This is a genomic window from Pseudokineococcus lusitanus (assembly GCF_003751265.1).
In the GTDB taxonomy this organism is placed as follows: domain Bacteria; phylum Actinomycetota; class Actinomycetes; order Actinomycetales; family Quadrisphaeraceae; genus Pseudokineococcus; species Pseudokineococcus lusitanus.
The window spans coordinates 160,369-178,478 of sequence record NZ_RJKN01000005.1 but is presented as its reverse complement, the minus strand read 5'-3'; the positions used below and the strand labels follow the sequence as shown (position 1 = coordinate 178,478).

9 protein-coding genes are annotated in these 18,110 nt (G+C 76.4%); 8 read left to right on the top strand and 1 reads right to left on the bottom strand.

Annotated elements, in window-relative coordinates; all coding sequences use genetic code 11:
* Positions 1–196 precede the first annotated feature (196 nt).
* The 5 genes from EDC03_RS10855 (at position 197) to EDC03_RS10835 (ending at position 8,933) form a co-directional block, all read left to right on the top strand.
* The gene (locus EDC03_RS10855) at positions 197–3,247 is read left to right on the top strand and encodes a S8 family serine peptidase (RefSeq protein WP_158674272.1); all 3,051 of its coding nucleotides are present in this window, start codon (positions 197–199) and stop codon (positions 3,245–3,247) included.
* A gap of 133 nt (positions 3,248–3,380) precedes the next feature.
* Complete coding sequence (locus tag EDC03_RS10850; RefSeq protein ID WP_123380261.1) at positions 3,381–5,870, top strand: helicase-associated domain-containing protein; 2,490 nt, start codon at positions 3,381–3,383, stop codon at positions 5,868–5,870.
* Positions 5,871–5,976: 106 nt separating this feature from the next.
* Complete coding sequence (locus EDC03_RS10845; RefSeq protein ID WP_148058060.1) at positions 5,977–6,435, top strand: hypothetical protein; 459 nt, start codon at positions 5,977–5,979, stop codon at positions 6,433–6,435.
* Positions 6,436–6,514: 79 nt separating this feature from the next.
* Positions 6,515–7,183, top strand: a complete 669-nt coding sequence (locus EDC03_RS10840) for a hypothetical protein (RefSeq protein ID WP_123380259.1) — start codon at positions 6,515–6,517, stop codon at positions 7,181–7,183.
* A gap of 85 nt (positions 7,184–7,268) precedes the next feature.
* A complete protein-coding gene (locus EDC03_RS10835; RefSeq protein ID WP_123380258.1) occupies positions 7,269–8,933 on the top strand; it encodes a DNA repair helicase XPB in 1,665 nt (554 codons plus the stop codon).
* Between the two features lie 143 nt (positions 8,934–9,076).
* Here the strand turns inward: EDC03_RS10835 and EDC03_RS10830 are convergent, their stop codons facing one another.
* Entirely contained in the window at positions 9,077–13,468 is a 4,392-nt protein-coding gene (locus tag EDC03_RS10830; RefSeq protein WP_123380395.1) for a ThuA domain-containing protein, read from the bottom strand.
* Between the two features lie 787 nt (positions 13,469–14,255).
* Between EDC03_RS10830 and EDC03_RS10825 the strand changes: the two genes are divergently transcribed.
* The 3 genes from EDC03_RS10825 to EDC03_RS10815 are packed head-to-tail and all read left to right on the top strand — an operon-like array spanning position 14,256 to position 18,056.
* Positions 14,256–15,563, top strand: a complete 1,308-nt coding sequence (locus EDC03_RS10825) for an ROK family transcriptional regulator (protein WP_199720163.1) — start codon at positions 14,256–14,258, stop codon at positions 15,561–15,563.
* Between the two features lie 52 nt (positions 15,564–15,615).
* Positions 15,616–16,359 (top strand): response regulator transcription factor, encoded by a 744-nt coding sequence (locus EDC03_RS10820; protein ID WP_123380257.1) that lies wholly within the window; start codon positions 15,616–15,618, stop codon positions 16,357–16,359.
* Positions 16,356–18,056, top strand: a complete 1,701-nt coding sequence (locus EDC03_RS10815) for a sensor histidine kinase (RefSeq protein WP_199720162.1) — start codon at positions 16,356–16,358, stop codon at positions 18,054–18,056. The genes EDC03_RS10820 and EDC03_RS10815 overlap by 4 nt, the downstream gene beginning before the upstream one ends.
* Positions 18,057–18,110 lie beyond the last annotated feature (54 nt).

Below are 18,110 nucleotides of genomic sequence, written 5' to 3'. Positions count from 1 at the left end.
ACGGTTCGTGACCGAGATGTGACGACAAACATGCCGGAATGCGGGCGGAAGCCTTGACCCTCCTCGCGCCCCCGGGGTCCGATGGGCCGACAGGGTGATGCCGACCGGCGTCACCCTCTGCGACGTCCGGGCGCGCCCGGGCAGCGCGACGACCGGTCGGACCGGCCGGATCGCCACCCACCAGGAGGCATCTCCCGTGACCCCACGCCCTGCTCCGCAGGCCCGACGCCGCCGCGCCCTCGCCGCCGTCGCCGGCTTCGGCCTGCTCGCCGCCTCGGTCGGCACCGCCGCCGGCACCGCGACGGCCAGCCCGGCGCCCGCCGACGCGCCGCTCGTCGCCGACCTCACGACGACGAAGGCCCAGTCGACCGACCCGGCCGACTACGCCGACGGCCGCTACGTCGTCACGATGGTCGAGAAGCCCGCGGCCGTGTACGAGGGCGGCACCGCCGGCCTCGCCGCGACCGCTCCCGAGGAGGGGCAGTCCCTGGCCACGGCCTCGGCCCCCGTCCGCGCCTACACCGCGCACCTCGAGGAGCAGCAGGAGCAGGCCGCCGACGCCGTCGACGCCGAGGTGGAGGAGTCCTTCTCCGCCGCGCTCAACGGCTTCGTCGCGGACCTCACCGCCGAGCAGGCCGCGGAGCTCGCCGCGGCCAAGGACGTCCTCGCGGTGACGCCCGACGAGGACCGCGCCGTCGACACGATCCACAGCCCCGAGTTCCTCGGCCTGTCCGGCGAGGACGGGCTCTGGGAGGAGCTCGGCGGCACCGCCGAGTCCGGCAAGGGCGTCGTCGTCGGCGTCATCGACACGGGCATGACGCCCGACCACCCGTCCTTCGCGGGCGCCCCTGTCACGTCGACGGAGCCCTCCGACGAGGTCGGCGCCACGTGGCTCGACGCCGACGGCAACATCGCCGTCCGCAAGGCCGACGGCGACGTCTACACCGCGCTGTGCGACACCGGCCCCCGCTTCTCCGCGGACCAGTGCAACAGCAAGCTCGTCTCGGCCCAGCACTTCTCCGACGGCTTCGCCGCCAACGTCGCGCAGAAGGACTGGACGAGCGAGGAGGAGCTCTCCCCCTACGACGCGGACGGCCACGGCTCGCACACCGCCGGCACGGCGGCGGGCAACCTCGACGTCCCCGCGGTCGTCGACGGCTCCGAGTACGGCCTCGCCTCCGGCATGGCGCCGGCGGCCAAGGTCGCCGTCTACAAGGTCTGCCACTCGAGCTCCCTGCCCAACGTGGGCGGGTGCTTCACGACCGACTCGGTCGCGGCCATCGACCAGGCCGTCCTCGACGGCGTCGACGTCCTCAACTTCTCCATCTCCGGCTCGACGACGACGTCGCTCGACCCGGTGGAGCTGGCCTTCATGTCCGCGGCGGCGTCCGGCGTCTTCGTCGCCGCCTCCGCGGGCAACTCCGGCCCCGGCGTCTCGACGGTCGCGCACAACAGCCCGTGGCTGACGACGGTCGCCGCCAGCACGCACTTCAACTACTACGGCACCGTCGAGCTGGGCAACGGCGAGCTCTACCGCGGCTCCTCGGTCAGCGAGACCGGCCTGCCGCAGCAGACCCCGCTCCGCCTGGCGACCGCGGTCGCCGTGGCGACGCCCCCCACGGGACTGTCCGCGGTGCTCTGCCAGCCCGGCACGCTGGACCCGGCGGAGGTCGCCGGGTCGGTCGTCGTCTGCGACCGCGGCGTCAACGCCCGCACCGAGAAGTCCGAGGTCGTCCGCGACGCGGGCGGTGTCGGCATGGTGCTCGCCAACACGAGCCCCAGCAGCCTCGACTCCGACGTCCACGTCATCCCGACGGTCCACGTCGACGAGGTCGCCGGCGCGGCGATCAAGGCCTACGCCGCCACCGAGGGCGCCACGACGGCGCTCCTGCCGGGCGACCAGACCGACCTCGCGCCGCTCGCGACGCCGGTCGTCGCCGGCTTCTCCAGCCGCGGCCCGGCGCTCGCCCACGCGGGCGACCTGCTGAAGCCGGACATCTCCGCGCCCGGCGTCGGGGTCCTCGCCGCCAGCGCGCCCGGCAGCAACAGCGGCCGCAGCTTCAACTTCCTGTCCGGCACCTCGATGTCGAGCCCGCACGTGGCCGGCCTCGCGGCGCTGATCATGGGCGAGAAGCCCGAGTGGTCCCCCATGGCGGTCAAGTCCGCGATGATGACGACGGCCTACGACCTCAAGAACGACGACGGGTCCACCGACCGCTCGCGCTTCACCCAGGGCGCGGGCCACGTCGACCCGACCCGCTTCCTCGAGCCGGGCCTTGTCTACGAGTCGGACCTCGACGACTGGCTGTCCTTCCTCGAGGGCAGCAGCGGCCAGGACCTCGTCGACGGCGTCGAGCCGATCGACCCGACGCAGCTCAACGGCCCGTCCATCGCGGTCGGCGAGCTCCTCGGCGGGGAGACCGTCACCCGCACGGTCACGGCCACGACGCCGGGCATCTACCGCGCGTCGGTCGACATGCCCGGCTTCACCACCCGCGTGACGCCGCCGGTGCTCAACTTCACGCAGGCCGGCCAGAGCAAGACCTTCCAGGTCCGGGTCGTCCGCACCACCGCCCCGGCCGATGCCTACTCGGCGGGCTCCCTCACCTGGACCGGCCGGGGCGGCGTCAGCGCCCGCATCCCGGTGGCGGCCCGTCCGGTCAGCGCCTCGGTGCCGGCCGACGTCACCGGCTCCGTCGAGGCCGGCAGCACGACGTTCTCCGTGTCGCCGGGCCAGACGGCCCCGGTCGCCATGACGGTCCAGCACGGCTTCACGCCGGGCCAGCGCGACAGCGGGACCCTCGCCCGCGGCGGCGAGGACTTCGTCAAGCAGGTCGTCGTGCCGGCGGGCGGGGCGCAGCACATGCGCGCCGACCTCGTGGCGGGCGAGGGCTCGGTCGACCTCGACCTGTTCCTCGAGACGGCCGACGGCTCGCGCGTCCTCGCGCAGTCGGCCACCGGCTCCGCCGACGAGCGCATCGACGTCCGGAACGTCCCCGCCGGGACCTACCGGCTCGTCGTCGACGGCTACGACGTCGCCGCCACGGGCGGCGACTTCCGCCTCGACACGTTCCTGCTCAACGGCCCGACGGGCAACGCGACCCTGTCGCCGAACCCGGTCCAGGGTCCTGTGGGCCGGGCCGTCCCGGTGACGATCTCCTACACCGGGCTCGCCGCCGACGTGCCGCACCTGGCCGTCGTCGGGTACGCCGGCACGCAGCGCCGCACCTTCGTGACGGTCGACTGACACGCACCACCGCACCACCGACGGCCCGTCCCGGCTCCTGCCGGGGCGGGCCGTCGCGCGTCCGACGCCGGGGCCGGCCGAGCCCGCCGCCACCGGCGGGCCGTCCGACCCCGGCTCGCCTAGCGTGGAGCGGATGCCGCCGCCCGAGACCTCCCCCGCGCCCGCGGCCCGCGCCCGGCCGGGCGCGCGGCCCCGGAGCCTCGCCGACGACCTGCGCGGCCGCGACGACGACGAGCTCGTCGCGCTCCTGCGCGCACGGCCGGACCTCGCCGTGCCGGCCCCGCCGGGCTCGGGCGCGCTCGCCGCCCGGGCCAGCACCCGCCACAGCGTCCAGCGGGCCGTCGACGCCCGCAGCCGCGCCGAGCTCGACGTCCTCGCCGCGGCGCTCGTCGTCGCCGCCCGCGACGGCGCGGCCACCGCGACCGCCGTCGCCACCGCCACCGGGCTCACCCGCCCGCGCACCTCCGCCCTGCTCGCGGACCTGCGACGCCTCGCGCTGCTGTGGGGGACGCCGCGCGAGCACGTGCCCGTGGGCGTGCTCGGCGACGCCCTGGGCGCGCACCCGGCGGGCCTCGGCCCGGCGCTCGCCGACCTCCTCGACCAGGTGCCGCTCGTCCGCCCGCGCGCGGAGGCGCTCGCCGACCTCCTCGGCGTCCCGCCCACCGACGGGCCCGCGGCCGTCTCCGCCCGGCTGTCCGACCCGGCGGCGCTCGCCGACCTCCTCGCCGGCGCCCCCGAGGGCACCGGCGAGCTGCTCTCCCGGCTCGACGACGGCGGCCCCGTCGGCCAGGTGAGCCGCGCCCGCCGCGACCTCCCTCCCGCCGCCGACCAGGACCCGGCCACCACCGCGCCGCTGGACTGGCTGCTCGCCCGTGCCCTCCTCGTGCCGGTCGGCGACACGCGCGTCGTCCTCCCCCGCGAGCTCGGGCTCGCGCTCCGCGACGGCCGGGCGCTGCGCGAGCCGCCCGCGCTCGAGCCGCCCGTGCCGCCGACCCGTCCGGTGCCCGCGGCCCGCCGGGACGCCCTCGCCGCGGGGGCCGCCGCCGAGGCCGTCCGCCTCGTCGACGCCCTCGGCCGCTCGTGGGGCGCGCGGCCCGTGCCGCTGCTGCGCGCCGGCGGGCTCGGCGTCCGCGAGCTCGCCCGCGCCGCCGCGGAGCTGGAGGTGGACGCGGGCACGGCCGCCCTCGTCGTCGAGGTCGCCGCCGCGGCCGGGCTCGTCGCCGAGGACGGCGAGGCGGACGCCGCCTGGGCGCCCACCCCCCGCTACGACACGTGGGCCGCCGGGACGCCCGGCGAGCGCTGGGCCGCCCTCGCCGCGGCGTGGACGGCCATGCCGCGCCTCCCCTCGCTCGTGGGCGCCCGCGACGACCGGGGCAGCGCGCGCGCGGCGCTCTCCGACGCCGTCGCCCGGCCGCAGGCGCCCGTCGTCCGCGCCCTCCTCCTCGAGACGCTCGCCGGGCTGCCGCAGGACGACGACACCGGCGCCGCGGCGGACGCCGAGGCCCTCGCGGCCCGACTGGCCTGGCTGCGCCCTCGGTGGGCGCCGGCCCGCGACCGCGCCCTCGTCGGGGCCGTGCTCGCCGAGGCCGCCTGGCTCGGCGTCCTCGGGGGCGGGGCCCTCGGGGAGGCCGCACGGGTGCTGCTCGTCGGGCCGTCCGGCACCGTCGTCGCGCCCGCCGGGGCCGAGCCGGACGCGGAGGCCGTCGCCCGGCGCACCGCCGCCGCGGCCGTCCTCGACGCGGCGCTCCCCGAGCCGGTGACCCAGGTCCTGCTGCAGGCCGACCTCACCGCCGTGGCCCCCGGACCGCTCGAGCGCGACCTCGAGGTGGAGCTGTCGCTGGCCGCCGACGTCGACTCCCGCGGCGGGGCGACGGTCTACCGCTTCGACGGCGGCACCGTCCGGCGCGCCCTCGACGCCGGGCGCACCGCCGACGACCTCCTCGCCTTCCTCGCCGGCGTCTCCGCGACGCCCGTCCCCCAGCCGCTCGAGTACCTCGTCCGCGACGTCGCCCGCCGCCACGGACGAGTGCGCGTCGGCTCCGCCGGCGCCTACCTGCGCAGCGACGACGAGGCCGTGCTCGCCGAGCTCCTCGCCGAGCGGCGGGCGGCCCCGCTGGGCCTGCGGCGCCTGGCGCCGACGGTCCTCGTGGCCCGCGCGGACGCCGCCGAGGTGCTCCGCGTCCTGCGCTTCCTCGGCCTCGCGCCCGCCGCCGAGTCCGGCGACGGCAGCCTCGTGCTCGACCGGCCGACCGTGCACCGGACGCCGCCCCGGCGCCTGCCCCGTGCGGCCCCGGCGCACGCCGCCCCCGACGAGACGACGGCGCGCAGCGTCGTCGCGGCGCTGCGGGCCGGCGACGAGGTGGCCGCCGCCGCGCCCCCGCCGCCGCCGGGCGCCCCCCTCGTGCCGCCCGCGGACCCCGCCGTCTCCCTCGCCGAGCTCCGCAGCGCCGCCGCGGAGCAGCGCCCCGTGTGGGTCGGCGTCGTCGACGTGACCGGGGGCCCGACCCGGGTGCACGCCCAGCCGCTCTCGGTCGAGGGCGGCCGCATCACCGTGCGCGACCTCACGACGGGCGCCGTCCGCGTCCTGTCGGTGCACCGCGTGACGGGGACGACGCCGGGCTGAGGAGACCGGGCGTCTCCTCTGAAACCGGGACGGAGGGGCGCGAGCACTCCTACCGTCGGCAGCGACGGGACGCACCGCCCCGCCGTTCCTCGCCGTGGAGGTCCTGATGCGCCGTCCTGCCGTCCTCGCCCTCGCCCTCGTCGCTGCCTCCCTGCCGGCCGCCCCGGCCGCCGCCGCGCCGCCGGAGCCTTCCGACTACACCGTCACCTTCCCGGCAGGCCGGTACTGCGACTTCCCCTTGCTGGTCGAGTCGACCAGCAAGGTCAAGGTCGTGGAGCGGGGGGCGACGACCGTCACCACCTCGTCCGACGAGAAGGTCACCCTCACCAACGTGGACGACGGCGCCAGGACGACGCTGCGCCTGGGCGGCACCTTCCGGGACACGCTGCTGCCGGACGGCGGCACACGGACCATCTCGACGGGCAGGGTCCTGATCGCGACGAGCGCGACGGGCGTCACCTTCTACGCCGGCCGGTCCGAGGCGCTGCGCGACGCGGACGGCAGGCTCGTCGGGGACATCGTCGGCTCCGGCCGGACGGTCTCCGTCTGCGAACAGCTGGGCTGAGCGCCCACCGGCCACCCGGACGTCGCGCGGCCACCGCGGGCCGCGCCCGCCGCGCGCGACGCCGGTAACGTCCGACGGCATGAGCAGCACGGGCGACGAGCAGGGGCGGGACCGACGCGACGGCGAGCCGCAGGGCTGGCCCGCGGGGGACGGACGCCCCGGGGACGCGCCGCGCCCGACGGCCGGCGGCTCCTCGCCGGCCGGCCGGCCCGACTACCCCTACGGGCCCCCCGCCCCGCCGGCGTCGTCGGCGCCCGGCTGGCCCGCGCCGTGGCCGGGCGGTGCGCCCCCGGCCGGCCCCGGGGAGGCGCCGCGCTACGGCGGTCACGACGCCCCGGCCCCCTCCGGCCCTCCCCCCACCTACGGCCCGCCGTCCTACGGCCCTCCCGCGTACGGCCCGCCGCCCGGGCAGGGCGGCCCGCCCGCGTGGGGCCCCGGCCGCTACGACGGCGGGGTCGACCTCGCCGGGGAGACCCCGCGCACCCCGACGTCGACCATCGTCCTGCTCGTCGTCTCGGCGGTCTGCTTCCTCAGCGGTGTCCTCGCCGTGGCCGGCATCCCCGCGCTGATCATCGCCGCGGTGGCCGCGGCGCGGGTGCGGACCGACCCGCAGCGCGCGGTCGAGCTGACGCGGATCGGCTGGTGGGTGCTCGGCGGCGTCCTGGCCGCCTGCCTCCTGCTCCTCGTGCTCCTCGTCGTCGTGCTCGTCGCCGGCACGACCGCCGGCTCGTACGCCGTCCTCCCCTGACGCCGCGGCGGGGAGCGGCCGGCGACGGGAAGCCCGGGGCCCGCGGGCCGGTTGCACCCGGTGCACCGCCGACGGAAGGACCCCTGTGAGCGACGGCCCCCTCATCGTCCAGAGCGACAAGACCCTGCTGCTGGAGATCGACCACCCCGCGGCCCCGGCCTGCCGCAAGGCCATCGCGCCCTTCGCCGAGCTCGAGCGCGCCCCCGAGCACGTCCACACCTACCGGCTCACCCCGCTCGGCCTGTGGAACGCGCGCGCCGCCGGGCACGACGCCGAGCAGGTCGTCGACGTGCTCCTCGAGCACTCCCGGTACCCCGTGCCGCACGCGCTGCTCGTCGACGTCGCCGAGACGATGGACCGCTACGGCCGCCTCCAGCTCGTCGACGCGCCCGGGCAGGGCCTCGTCCTCCACGCGCTCGACGTGCCCGTCCTCGAGGAGGTGCTGCGGAGCAAGAAGGTCGCGCCCCTCGTCGGCGCCCGCGTCGACGAGAGCACCGTCCTCGTCCACCCCAGCGAGCGCGGCAACCTCAAGCAGGCCCTGCTCAAGCTGGGCTGGCCGGCCGAGGACCTCGCGGGCTACGTCGACGGCGAGGCCCACCCCATCGACCTCGACACCGACGGCTGGGACCTGCGCCCCTACCAGCAGCAGGCCGTCGACGGCTTCTGGGACGGCGGCTCCGGCGTCGTCGTGCTGCCCTGCGGCGCCGGCAAGACGCTCGTCGGTGCGGGCGCGATGGCCAAGGCCCGCGCCACGACGCTCATCCTCGTGACGAACACCGTGTCCGCGCGGCAGTGGAAGGACGAGCTGCTGCGCCGGACGACGCTCACCGAGGACGAGATCGGCGAGTACTCGGGCACCCGCAAGGAGGTGCGCCCGGTCACCATCGCGACCTACCAGGTCCTGACGACGCGCCGGAAGGGCGTCTACCCGCACCTGGAGCTCCTCGACGCCCGCGACTGGGGCCTCGTCGTCTACGACGAGGTCCACCTCCTGCCCGCACCGATCTTCCGCATGACGGCGGACCTCCAGGCCCGCCGCCGGCTGGGGCTGACCGCGACGCTCGTCCGCGAGGACGGCCGCGAGGGCGAGGTCTTCTCGCTCATCGGCCCCAAGCGGTTCGACGCGCCGTGGAAGGACATCGAGGCGCAGGGCTACATCGCCCCGGCCGACTGCGTCGAGGTGCGCGTGACGCTGCCCGACAGCGAGCGTCTGGTCTACGCCACCGCCGAGCCCGACGAGCGCTACCGGCTCTGCGCGACCACGGAGTCCAAGTCCCGTGTCGTGCAGCGCATCGTGGAGGCCAGCAAGGGCGAGCAGGTCCTCGTCATCGGCCAGTACATCGACCAGCTCGACGACCTGGCCGCCCGTCTCGACGCGCCCGTCATCAAGGGCGAGACGCCGGTCAAGGAGCGGCAGCGCCTCTTCCAGGCGTTCCGCGAGGGCGCCATCTCGGTGCTCGTCGTGTCCAAGGTCGCCAACTTCTCCATCGACCTGCCGGAGGCGAGCGTCGCCGTCCAGGTGAGCGGGTCCTTCGGGTCGCGCCAGGAGGAGGCCCAGCGCCTCGGCCGGCTGCTGCGCCCCAAGGGCGACGGGCGCACCGCCCGCTTCTACACGGTGGTCTCGCGCGACACGCTCGACCAGGACTTCGCCGCCCACCGGCAGCGCTTCCTCGCCGAGCAGGGCTACGCCTACCGGATCCTCGACGGCGACGACGTCCTCGCCGGCAGCCTGGAGCCCGACGGCGCCTGAGCGGTCGCCCCGGCGCACGACGACGGCCCGCCGTCCGGAGGGAGCTCCCCCGGACGGCGGGCCGTCGTCGTCCCCCGGGCCGGGGACGGCGGTCGGTCCGGACCACCGTCCCCCGGCCGCGGGTCAGGTCACCGCGACCGGCCTCAGCCGGTCACGGCCGCGGTGGCGTTGACCGCGGCCTGCAGCGACCCGACGCCCTCGATCGCGGCGCTGACCGCCGCGACGTCGCGGAGCAGCACGCGCCGCACGTCCGCCGAGGGGACGAGCCGGGCGTCCTCGACGAGGGCCGTCAGCTCGCCGAGCGCCCGCACGGCGCCCGCGTCGTCGGCGGTGGCCTCGGCCACCCGGGCGTCGACGAGGGTCGTCGACAGCTGCGAGTACGCCGTCAGCGACAGCCGGTTCGTGGCGCGGAAGCGGTCCAGCAGCGCGCCGACGTCCCGCATGGACGTCGTCGTGGCGAAGGAGACCACCTGGGTGGCGGTGCCCCCCGAGGAGCCCACCGCCTCGACCCGCAGCTCGTGCAGCCCGAGGTCGAGCCGGTGCAGGGCCACGAGCTCCCCGTCCCGGACCGGCGCGCCGTCGAGCGTGGCGGTCACCTCGACGTCCTCGCCGTCCTCGCCCGACGCGACCCAGGAGACGAGCACGTCGGTCGAGGTGCCGTAGACGACGCCGTCGGCGATGCCGTCGACGAGCAGCGTGGGCGCCGCCGGGTCGACGACGACCGTCGCGGCCTGGTCGGCCTCGACGTTGCCGGCCACGTCCGTCGAGCGGTAGAGCACCGTCCGCTCGCCGGCGCCCGTGAGTGCCACCGGGCCGGTGTACGGCTGCCAGTCCCCGCCGTCGAGCGAGTACTCGGTGCCCGCGACGCCGGAGGTGGCGTCCTCCGCGGTGAGCACGACGACCGCGCCCCCGGCGCCGACCTCGCCGTCCCGGACCTCGAGGGCCGTGGTCGGCGGCGTCGTGTCGAGCGAGAAGAGCAGCTCCTGCTCCTCGCCCACGGCGCCGTCGACGGAGACGGCGCGGTGCGTGACGAGCCGGGTGCCGTCACCGGGCACCGCGAAGGGCTCGGTGTACGTGGCCCACTCGCCGTCGTCGACGCGGTACTCGACCCGCACGTCACCGGCGTCCTCGGCGTCGCCGTCGACGGCGAGCGTCACCGAGGGCACGGTGGTGAACCAGCCCTCGAGCCCGTCCGGCGCCGCCGGGTCGGTCGTGGCCGTCGTCGTCGGGACGACGCCCTCCCCCGCGTCCTCGTCGCCGAGGAGCACGCCCGGGCCGGTGACCGTCATCTGGTCGACCTGGAAGAGCTCCTCGTCGCCCTCGCCCCGGAAGACGAGGTAGACGGGGCCGCTGACGCCGGGGTCGGTGACCTCGGCGGCAGGGCTCGTGGCGTACTGGTCGTCGCCGCCCGTGGGCGCGAGCTGCATCGTCGCGACGAGCTCGCCGTCGACGGCGCCGCTGCGCACCTCGACCGTCCCGCCGGCGCCGCCGGAGGCGTAGCGCAGGGAGATGTCGTCCACGCCGAGGAAGTTGACCGGGTCGAACATGACCCAGTCGCCGTCCTCGATGCCGGCGACCTGCGTGCCGCTCACGGCGCCCGGCGCCGTGACGAGCTCCACGCCCTCGCTGTCCGCGAAGTACCGGACCTGCTTGACCTTCGTGTTGAGGACCACCTGGTCCGAGCCGGTGAGCTCCGGCAGGCCCTCGGCGCCCTCGTCGGTGTACGTGGCGTTGATGACGCCGAAGATGTTGGCGTCCACGCCGTGACCGCCGTCGCCGGGCGTCGCGATGACGCCCTCGCAGCCGGTCGTCGACGAGAGCGGGTGGCCGTGGCTGTCGTGGCCGAGGACGTAGTCCACCCGCACCCGCGAGCAGTCGACGTCCGTGCCGTCCTCCGCGTCGCTGACGTCGACCCGGAAGGGCACCTCGTCGCCGAAGGCGAAGAAGCCGCCGTCCACCGGGACGGTCAGCTCGACCTCCGGTGCCGTGTTGCCCACCGTGACGGTGGCCGTGGCGACGCCCTGCGCGCCCTCGGAGTCCGTGACGACGAGGCGGACCGTGTACTGGCCGGACTCCTCGTACGTCCAGGAACCGGTGGGCCCGGTGAGGTCGGTCTCGCCGTCGTTGTCGACGTCCCACTCGTACGTCATCTCGAGGCCGTTCGGGTGCGTCGTCCCGGTGGCGTCGAGCTGGACCTCCAGCGGCGTGCTGCCGCTCGAGGGCGTCACCGAGGCGACGGCCTGCGGGACGTTGGCGCCCTGCGTGTGGTCCACGCGGTAGAGCGCGGAGTCGGGCGCGCCGCCGAAGTAGCTGCCCCCGTAGTCGAGGACGTACAGCGACCCGTCGGGCCCGAACTCGACGTTCATGGGGCGCCGCAGCTCGAGGAAGGACAGCGTGTCCCGGATCTCGGCGAAGGAGCCGTCCTCGGCCCGGCGGCCCTCGCGGATCCACCCGCGGTCCCACTCGTAGAGCAGCGGGACGCCGTCGAAGTACTCGGGCCACTTGGTGGGCGACTCGAGGGCCTCGTCGTAGTCGTAGACGACGGCGCCCATCGGCGACTCGCCGCCCGCGCCCAGCTCCGGCTTCTCGCTGCCGCTGTAGTCCAGCCACGCCGGCTTGGCGGGCGGGAGCTCGGTGAGGCCCGTGTTGTTCGGGCTCGTGTTGACCGGCGCGTCGCAGTCGAAGGGCTCGCCGGACTCCCCCGTCGCGAAGTCGTACTCGACGAAGGGCACGTTCTGCCCGATACAGTACGGCCAGCCGAGGTTGGCCGGCCCGGTGATGATCTCGAACTCCACCGTGCTCCGGGGCCCGCGCGCCGGGTCGGCGACGGGTGCGTCCGGGCCGTAGTCGCCCAGGTGGACGTCGCCGGTGCGGCGGTCCACGGAGAAGCGGAACGGGTTCCGCAGCCCCATCGCGTAGATCTCCGGCCGCGTCAGGTCGGTGCCCTCGGCGAAGAGGTTGCCCTCGGGCACCGTGTAGGAGCCGTCCTCCTGGACCGTGATGCGCAGGAGCTTGCCCCGCAGGTCGTTGGTGTTGGCCGACGTGCGCTGGGCGTCGAAGGCGGGGTTGCGGTCCGGCCGCACGTCGATCGGCGCGTACGCGTCGGAGGCGAAGGGGTTGGTGTCGTCACCGGTCGACAGGTAGAGGTTGCCGTCCGCGTCGAAGTCGATCTCGCCGCCGACGTGGCAGCAGATGCCGCGCGACGACGGGACGCGGAGGATCTCCTGCTCGCTGGCCAGGTCGAGGACGAAGTCCTCGCCGAGCTGGAAGCGCGAGAGGAGGTTGTAGCCCTCGAAGGGGGCGAAGTCCTCGGGCGTGCCCGTCGTGGGTGCCTCGCCGGCCGGCGTGTCGAGGACGGGCGAGTAGTACAGGTACACCCACCGGTTCTCCTCGAAGTCCGGGTCGACGGCGATGCCCTGCAGCCCGTCCTCGGAGAAGTCGTAGACCGGGACCTGCGCGACCACGCTGTTCAGCGCGTCCGGAGTCGTCCGCCAGATGCGGCCGTCGCGCGAGGAGTGGAGCACCGAGCGGTCGTCCAGGACCGCGAGGCCCATCGGCTCGCCGACCGAGCTCGCGCCCCGGGCCAGCGTGACCTGCTGGAAGTCCTCGGCCGCGGGCGCGTCGGGCGCCGGGTCGTGGTCGCCGTGGTCGCCGTCGTCGTGGCCGTCGTGGACGCAGTCGTGCTCCGCCGCACCGGCGGTCGAGAGGATCCCGCCGAGGACGTGCTCGAGCATCTCCGGCTCGGCCCACGATTCCTCGGTGTGGCCGAGGCCCGTGTACCAGGCGCGGCCGCCGTCGTGCTCGTGGCACCAGGCGATGGGGTGGTCGCCCATCGCGCCGCTGCCCGTGTCGTAGGTGCTCTCGTCGAGCGACGCGAGGACGTGCACGTCCCCGCGCGGGTTGTCCCGGAACGAGTACCACTCGTCCGTGCGCTCCCAGCGCTCCGGCAGGTGCGCCGTGGACGGGTGGTCGGCGTCCTCCACCTCGACGACGGCGCTCTGCACCTGCGGGTGGGAGGCGAAGTAGGCGCCGACCAGCTCGCCGTACCAGGGCCACTCGTACTCGGTGTCCGAGGCCGCGTAGATGCCGGCGTAGCCGCCGCCCGCCCGGACGTAGTCCTCGAAGGCCTCCTGCTCGGCCTCGTCGAGGACGTCGCCGGTCGTGGAGAGCCAGACGACGGTGTCGTAGCCGGCGAGGTTCTCGGCGGTGAAGACGCCCTCGGAGTCGTCGGCCCAGTCGACGGAGAAGCCGTGCTCGGCCCCCATCGCCTCGACCGCGGCCACGCCCGTCTCGATGGACGAGTGGCGGAAGCCGGCCGTCTCGGTGAAGACGAGGACGGACACGTCCTCGGCCGGGGCCGGCGGCTCGGCGGGCGGGGTGGTCGGCGGCACCGCGGGCTGCGCGGCCTTCCAGGCGTCCCGGCCGGGACGCTCGAAGGTGGGGCGCTTGCCGCTGGGGCCCCGGTCGGTCGCCGCCGCCCCGGCCTGCGGGCCGTCGGCGGCGGCGGGGACGGCGGAGGCGGCGGGCGCCCCCATGAGGGCCACCGCGGTGGCGGCGGCCGCGCCGATCGCGCAGGCACGGGCCGCGCGGCCGGAGGGCCGTGATGAGCGGGCCGAGGGCCCGCGCGGGCCGGGCGCGGTGGCGCCCGGCGGGACAGTCGTGGTCACAGGCGTGCTCCTTCGTCGTGGCCGCCCGTCGTCGGGCGACGGCAGTGGTCCTGGCCGCTCCCTCCCGCGATCTCCCCTGCAGCCGACGCCCGCCACCGCCCGCCGTCCTGGCGGGTCGACGGCCCGGGCGGCACGGCGACGCGCAAGGGCGCCGGGTCGTCGTCGACCGGCGGCTGTGGACCCCTGCCCTGCAAGAGCTCTCGACGGTAGGAGGGCACTTCGGCCGGGGTCAAGCAAAAGCCTGGCGGCCTCGGGCACGGCCCGAGGCCACCGCTGCGGCACAGCACGTGACGGTCGGCACGCCCCGTGACGGTGTGGAAAGGGCTGCGTAGCAGCCCTTGTCGCCGAGGCCGTCCGCAGGCCGCCGCGCGGACCGGCGCGGCCTCCGCGCGCCTCCCGACGTCCTCCCAGGCCCGGGCGGGCCCCTGGCAGTTCCCTGGCAAGGTCCGGTGCCCGACCTGGGCCCGGCGTCCCCGCCCCGCGGGTCGCGCGCGACACACCGGGGACCGCCACGGCGAGCCGAGGCGCCACGGGGGCGGGCCAGGCGCGAGGATGTGCGCCGCCGGCGGGGCCCTCGGGACCAGGGGGCCACCCCCGGTGCACCCTGGAGGCCTGCGTACCCGCGCACACCGCGACAGCACACCTGGAGGACGCCGTGGACGGAGCCTGGGACGGCTCGGCGGTGACGCTCGCGCACCACGGCCGGTCGGACGGCGCCCCGGCGCTCGCGGCCGGCCCGCACGGGGCCGGCGAGCTCTTCCAGCTGCTGCGCGACGGCCGCGCGCGCACCCGCGGCGACCTCGTCGAGGCCACGGGGCTGTCGCGCTCCGCCGTCGGCGCCCGCCTGGACCGCCTCGTGCGCTGCGGCCTCGTCGAGACCGCGGGCGAGGCCATCTCCACGGGCGGCCGACCCCCCGGCCGCTTCGCCTTCGCGCCCTCGTCGCGCGTCGTGCTGGCCGCCGACCTGGGGGCCCGGCACGGGCGCGTCGAGGTCACCGACCTGGCCGGGACTCCGCTCGCGGTGCGGGCGTCGGCCCTGTCCATCGCGGACGGGCCCGAGGCGGTCCTCGGCTGGCTCACGACGACGGCCACCGAGCTGCTCGCCGAGGCGGGGCGCTCGACCGACGACCTCGTCGGCACGGGCATCGGCCTGCCCGGCCCCGTCGACCACGCCACGGGACGACCCGTGCGGCCGCCGATCATGCCGGGCTGGGACGGCGCCGACGTCGTCGGCATCGTCGGCCGGGTGCTGCCCGGCGTCGTCCTCGTCGACAACGACGTCAACCTCATGGCCCTCGGCGAGCACGTGCACGCCTGGCCCGACGAGGAGCACCTGCTCGTCGTCAAGGTCTCGACCGGCGTGGGCGCCGGCATCGTCTCCGGCGGGCAGCTCGACCGCGGGGCGCGCGGGGCCGCGGGCGACCTCGGCCACGTCCAGGTGCCCGGGCGCGAGGACGCCGGCTGCAGCTGCGGCCACCGCGGCTGCCTCGAAGCGGTCGCGGGCGGCGCGGCGCTCGCCCGGCAGCTGCGGTCCCGCGGCCTCGCCGCGGACGACGTCACCGACGTCGTCGGGCTCGTCCGCGCGCGGCAGCCCGACGCCGTCGCGGCCGTCCGCAGCGCCGGGCGCGACCTCGGCCTCGTCCTCGCGACCTGCGTGAGCATCCTCGACCCGGGGGTCGTCGTCCTCGGCGGCACGCTGGCCGAGGTCGCCGACGAGCTGCTCGTCGGGGCCCGCGAGGTCGTGCGGGCGCGCTCGTTGCCCCTGGCGACCGAGGACCTGCGGGTCGTCCGCTCGACGATGGGCGACCGCGCCGCGGTCACCGGCGCCGCCGCCATGGTGACGGCGCACGCGCTCTCGCCCGCCGGTGTCGAGGAGTCGTGCCGCTCGGCCCCGGAGCCGTCGGCGCGCACGCCCCGCCCGCGGGCCGGCGAGGCCGGGCCGGCACAGCCCGCCCCCAGGTGACGCCCAGGTACCGGGCAGGCGGTCTCCAGCCGTCGCGCGCACACTGACCGGCATGAGCACCCCGGGCGGACCCCCCGCGGAGGCGCGGCTCCTCGTCGTCGACGACGAGCCGAACATCCGCGAGCTGCTGTCGACCTCCCTGCGCTACGCGGGCTTCGAGGTCCACACCGCCCCGGACGGCCACGAGGCCCTCCGCCAGGCCGAGCGGGTCCGCCCGGACCTCCTCGTCCTCGACGTGATGATGCCGGACCTCGACGGCTTCGCCGTGACCCGCCGGCTCCGCGAGCGCGGGCGGGACACCCCGGTCCTCTTCCTCACCGCCAAGGACGACCTCGCCGACCGCGTGCAGGGCCTCACCGTCGGCGGCGACGACTACGTCACCAAGCCCTTCAGCCTCGAGGAGGTCGTGGCCCGCATCCGCGCCATCCTCCGCCGGACGGGGGGCGGGGCCGGGGCACCGTCGCAGGGCCATCTCGTCTTCGCCGACCTCCAGATGGACGAGGACAGCCACGAGGTCCGCCGCGGCGGGCGCGACGTCGAGCTCTCCCCCACCGAGTTCAAGCTCCTGCGCTACCTGCTGCTCAACCCCAACCGGGTGCTGTCCAAGGCGCAGATCCTCGACCACGTGTGGAACTACGACTTCAACGGCGAGGCCGGGATCGTCGAGTCCTACATCTCCTACCTGCGCCGCAAGATCGACACGGGGACCGACCTCGACGGCAAGCCGGTGGCGCCGCTCATCCACACCCGCCGCGGCGTGGGCTACGTCCTCCGCCTCCCGCCCGAGACGGCGTGAGCCCCGGCCGCTACGAGCAGCTCACCGAGCGCCTGCCCGCGGGCGTCCGCGAGCGGCTGCCCGCGCGCTCCCCCAAGTCGCTGCCGCCCGACGGCCGCCGCTGGCCGGCGGCCCGGTGGTGGGACCTCTTCCCGCTCCGCACCAAGCTCGTCGTCCTGCTCGCCGGGCTGCTGCTCCTCGCGCTGCTCGTCACGGGCGTGGCGACGACGACGCTGCTGCGCGGGGTGCTGGTGGACGACGTCGACAGCCGGCTGACGAGCCAGAGCACGAGCCAGGCCGTCGTCGACGAGCTGAACATCCTGTTCGAGACCAACGGCGCCCAGCAGCCGAGCATCCCGACCGACTACGTCGTCCTCGTCGGGAACCAGGCGGGTGAGCCGCTCTTCCGGCTGGCATCCCGGGAGGCCGACCTCCCGGACCTGACCGACGTCGACTACGAGACGGCCCGGGAGCGGGTCCAGCAGCCCTTCGACGCCACGGGCGAGGACGGCACCCCTTGGCGCGTCATCTCCATCCCCACCACGGTGCGTGGCACCACGGCGGTCACCTCCATCGCCTTCCCCCTGACCCAGGTGGACGAGGCCGTGCAGGAGGCACGCTCCCTTTTCTGGCTCACGGCCTTCGTCGTCCTCCTCGCCGCCGCCGTCACCGGCCGCGTCGCCGTCCGCCGCTCGCTGCGGCCGCTGCGCGAGGTCGAGGCCGTCGCCGACGCCTACGGGCGCGGCGAGACGAGCCGCCGCGTCCCCGACGCGTGGCCGGGCACGGAGGTGGGCCGGCTCGGCCAGACGCTCAACACGCTCCTGGACCGGATCGAGACGTCGCTCGCCGCCCGCGAGGCGTCCGAGGCGCGGATGCGGCGCTTCGTCGCCGACGCGAGCCACGAGCTGCGCACGCCGCTGGCCGCCATCCGGGGCTTCGCCGAGCTCCACCGCCAGGGCGCCGTCCGCGAGCCGGAGGACGTCACCGCGGCCTTCGCCCGCGTGGAGGCGGAGTCGGCCCGGCTGGGCGGGCTCGTCGAGGACCTCCTCGCGCTCACCCGGCTCGACGAGCAGCGGCCGCTGCGCCGGGACCCCGTCGACCTGCTCGTCATCGCCGCCGACGCCGTCCACGACCTCACCGCCCTCGCGCCCACCCGCACCGTGCGCCTCGCCGGCCTCGACGGCGCCCGGGGCCCCTCCCCCGCGCCCGTGGTCGGCGACGACGCCCGGCTACGCCAGGTGCTGACGAACCTCGTCGGGAACGCCGTGCGGCACACGCCGGACGGCACGCCGCTGGAGATCGGCGTCGGCGTCCGCGAGCACGACGGCGGCCGCTGGGCCACGTGGCAGGTCGTCGACCACGGCGCGGGCATCCCGGCCGAGGACGCCGAGCGGGTCTTCGAGCGCTTCTACCGCGCGGACACCTCCCGGGCCCGGGGCTCCGGCGGCGGCAGCGGTCTCGGACTCGCGATCGTCGCCGCACTCGTGCGCGCGCACGGCGGCGCGGCGCGCGTCGTCCCGACGCCGGGCGGCGGCACCACCGTCGAGGTGGCCGTCCCCGCGGCCGACCCCGAGCCCGAGCTCCTCGACGTCGGGCCCGTCGACGAGGTCGACGGCGAGGTCGTCGACGGCGAGGTCGTCGACCCCGACGGGGGTCGTGGCGACGACGCCGCCGGCGGCGCCCCCGGCGTCGCCGGACCGACGCCCGAGCGTTCATAGCAAAGGTCCAGGGTTCTCCCCGGGTCCCCCGATCCACGGGGCCTCTACTGGTGC

What these genes read in the sequence shown, in the direction of transcription:
- EDC03_RS10830 (WP_123380395.1), bottom strand. Translation starts at nt 13,468, where the DNA reads ATGGGGGCGCCCGCCGCCTCCGCCGTCCCCGCCGCCGCCGACGGCCCG.
- EDC03_RS10850 (WP_123380261.1), top strand. Translation starts at nt 3,381, where the DNA reads ATGCCGCCGCCCGAGACCTCCCCCGCGCCCGCGGCCCGCGCCCGGCCG.
- EDC03_RS10840 (WP_123380259.1), top strand. Translation starts at nt 6,515, where the DNA reads ATGAGCAGCACGGGCGACGAGCAGGGGCGGGACCGACGCGACGGCGAG.
- EDC03_RS10845 (WP_148058060.1), top strand. Translation starts at nt 5,977, where the DNA reads ATGCGCCGTCCTGCCGTCCTCGCCCTCGCCCTCGTCGCTGCCTCCCTG.
- EDC03_RS10820 (WP_123380257.1), top strand. Translation starts at nt 15,616, where the DNA reads ATGAGCACCCCGGGCGGACCCCCCGCGGAGGCGCGGCTCCTCGTCGTC.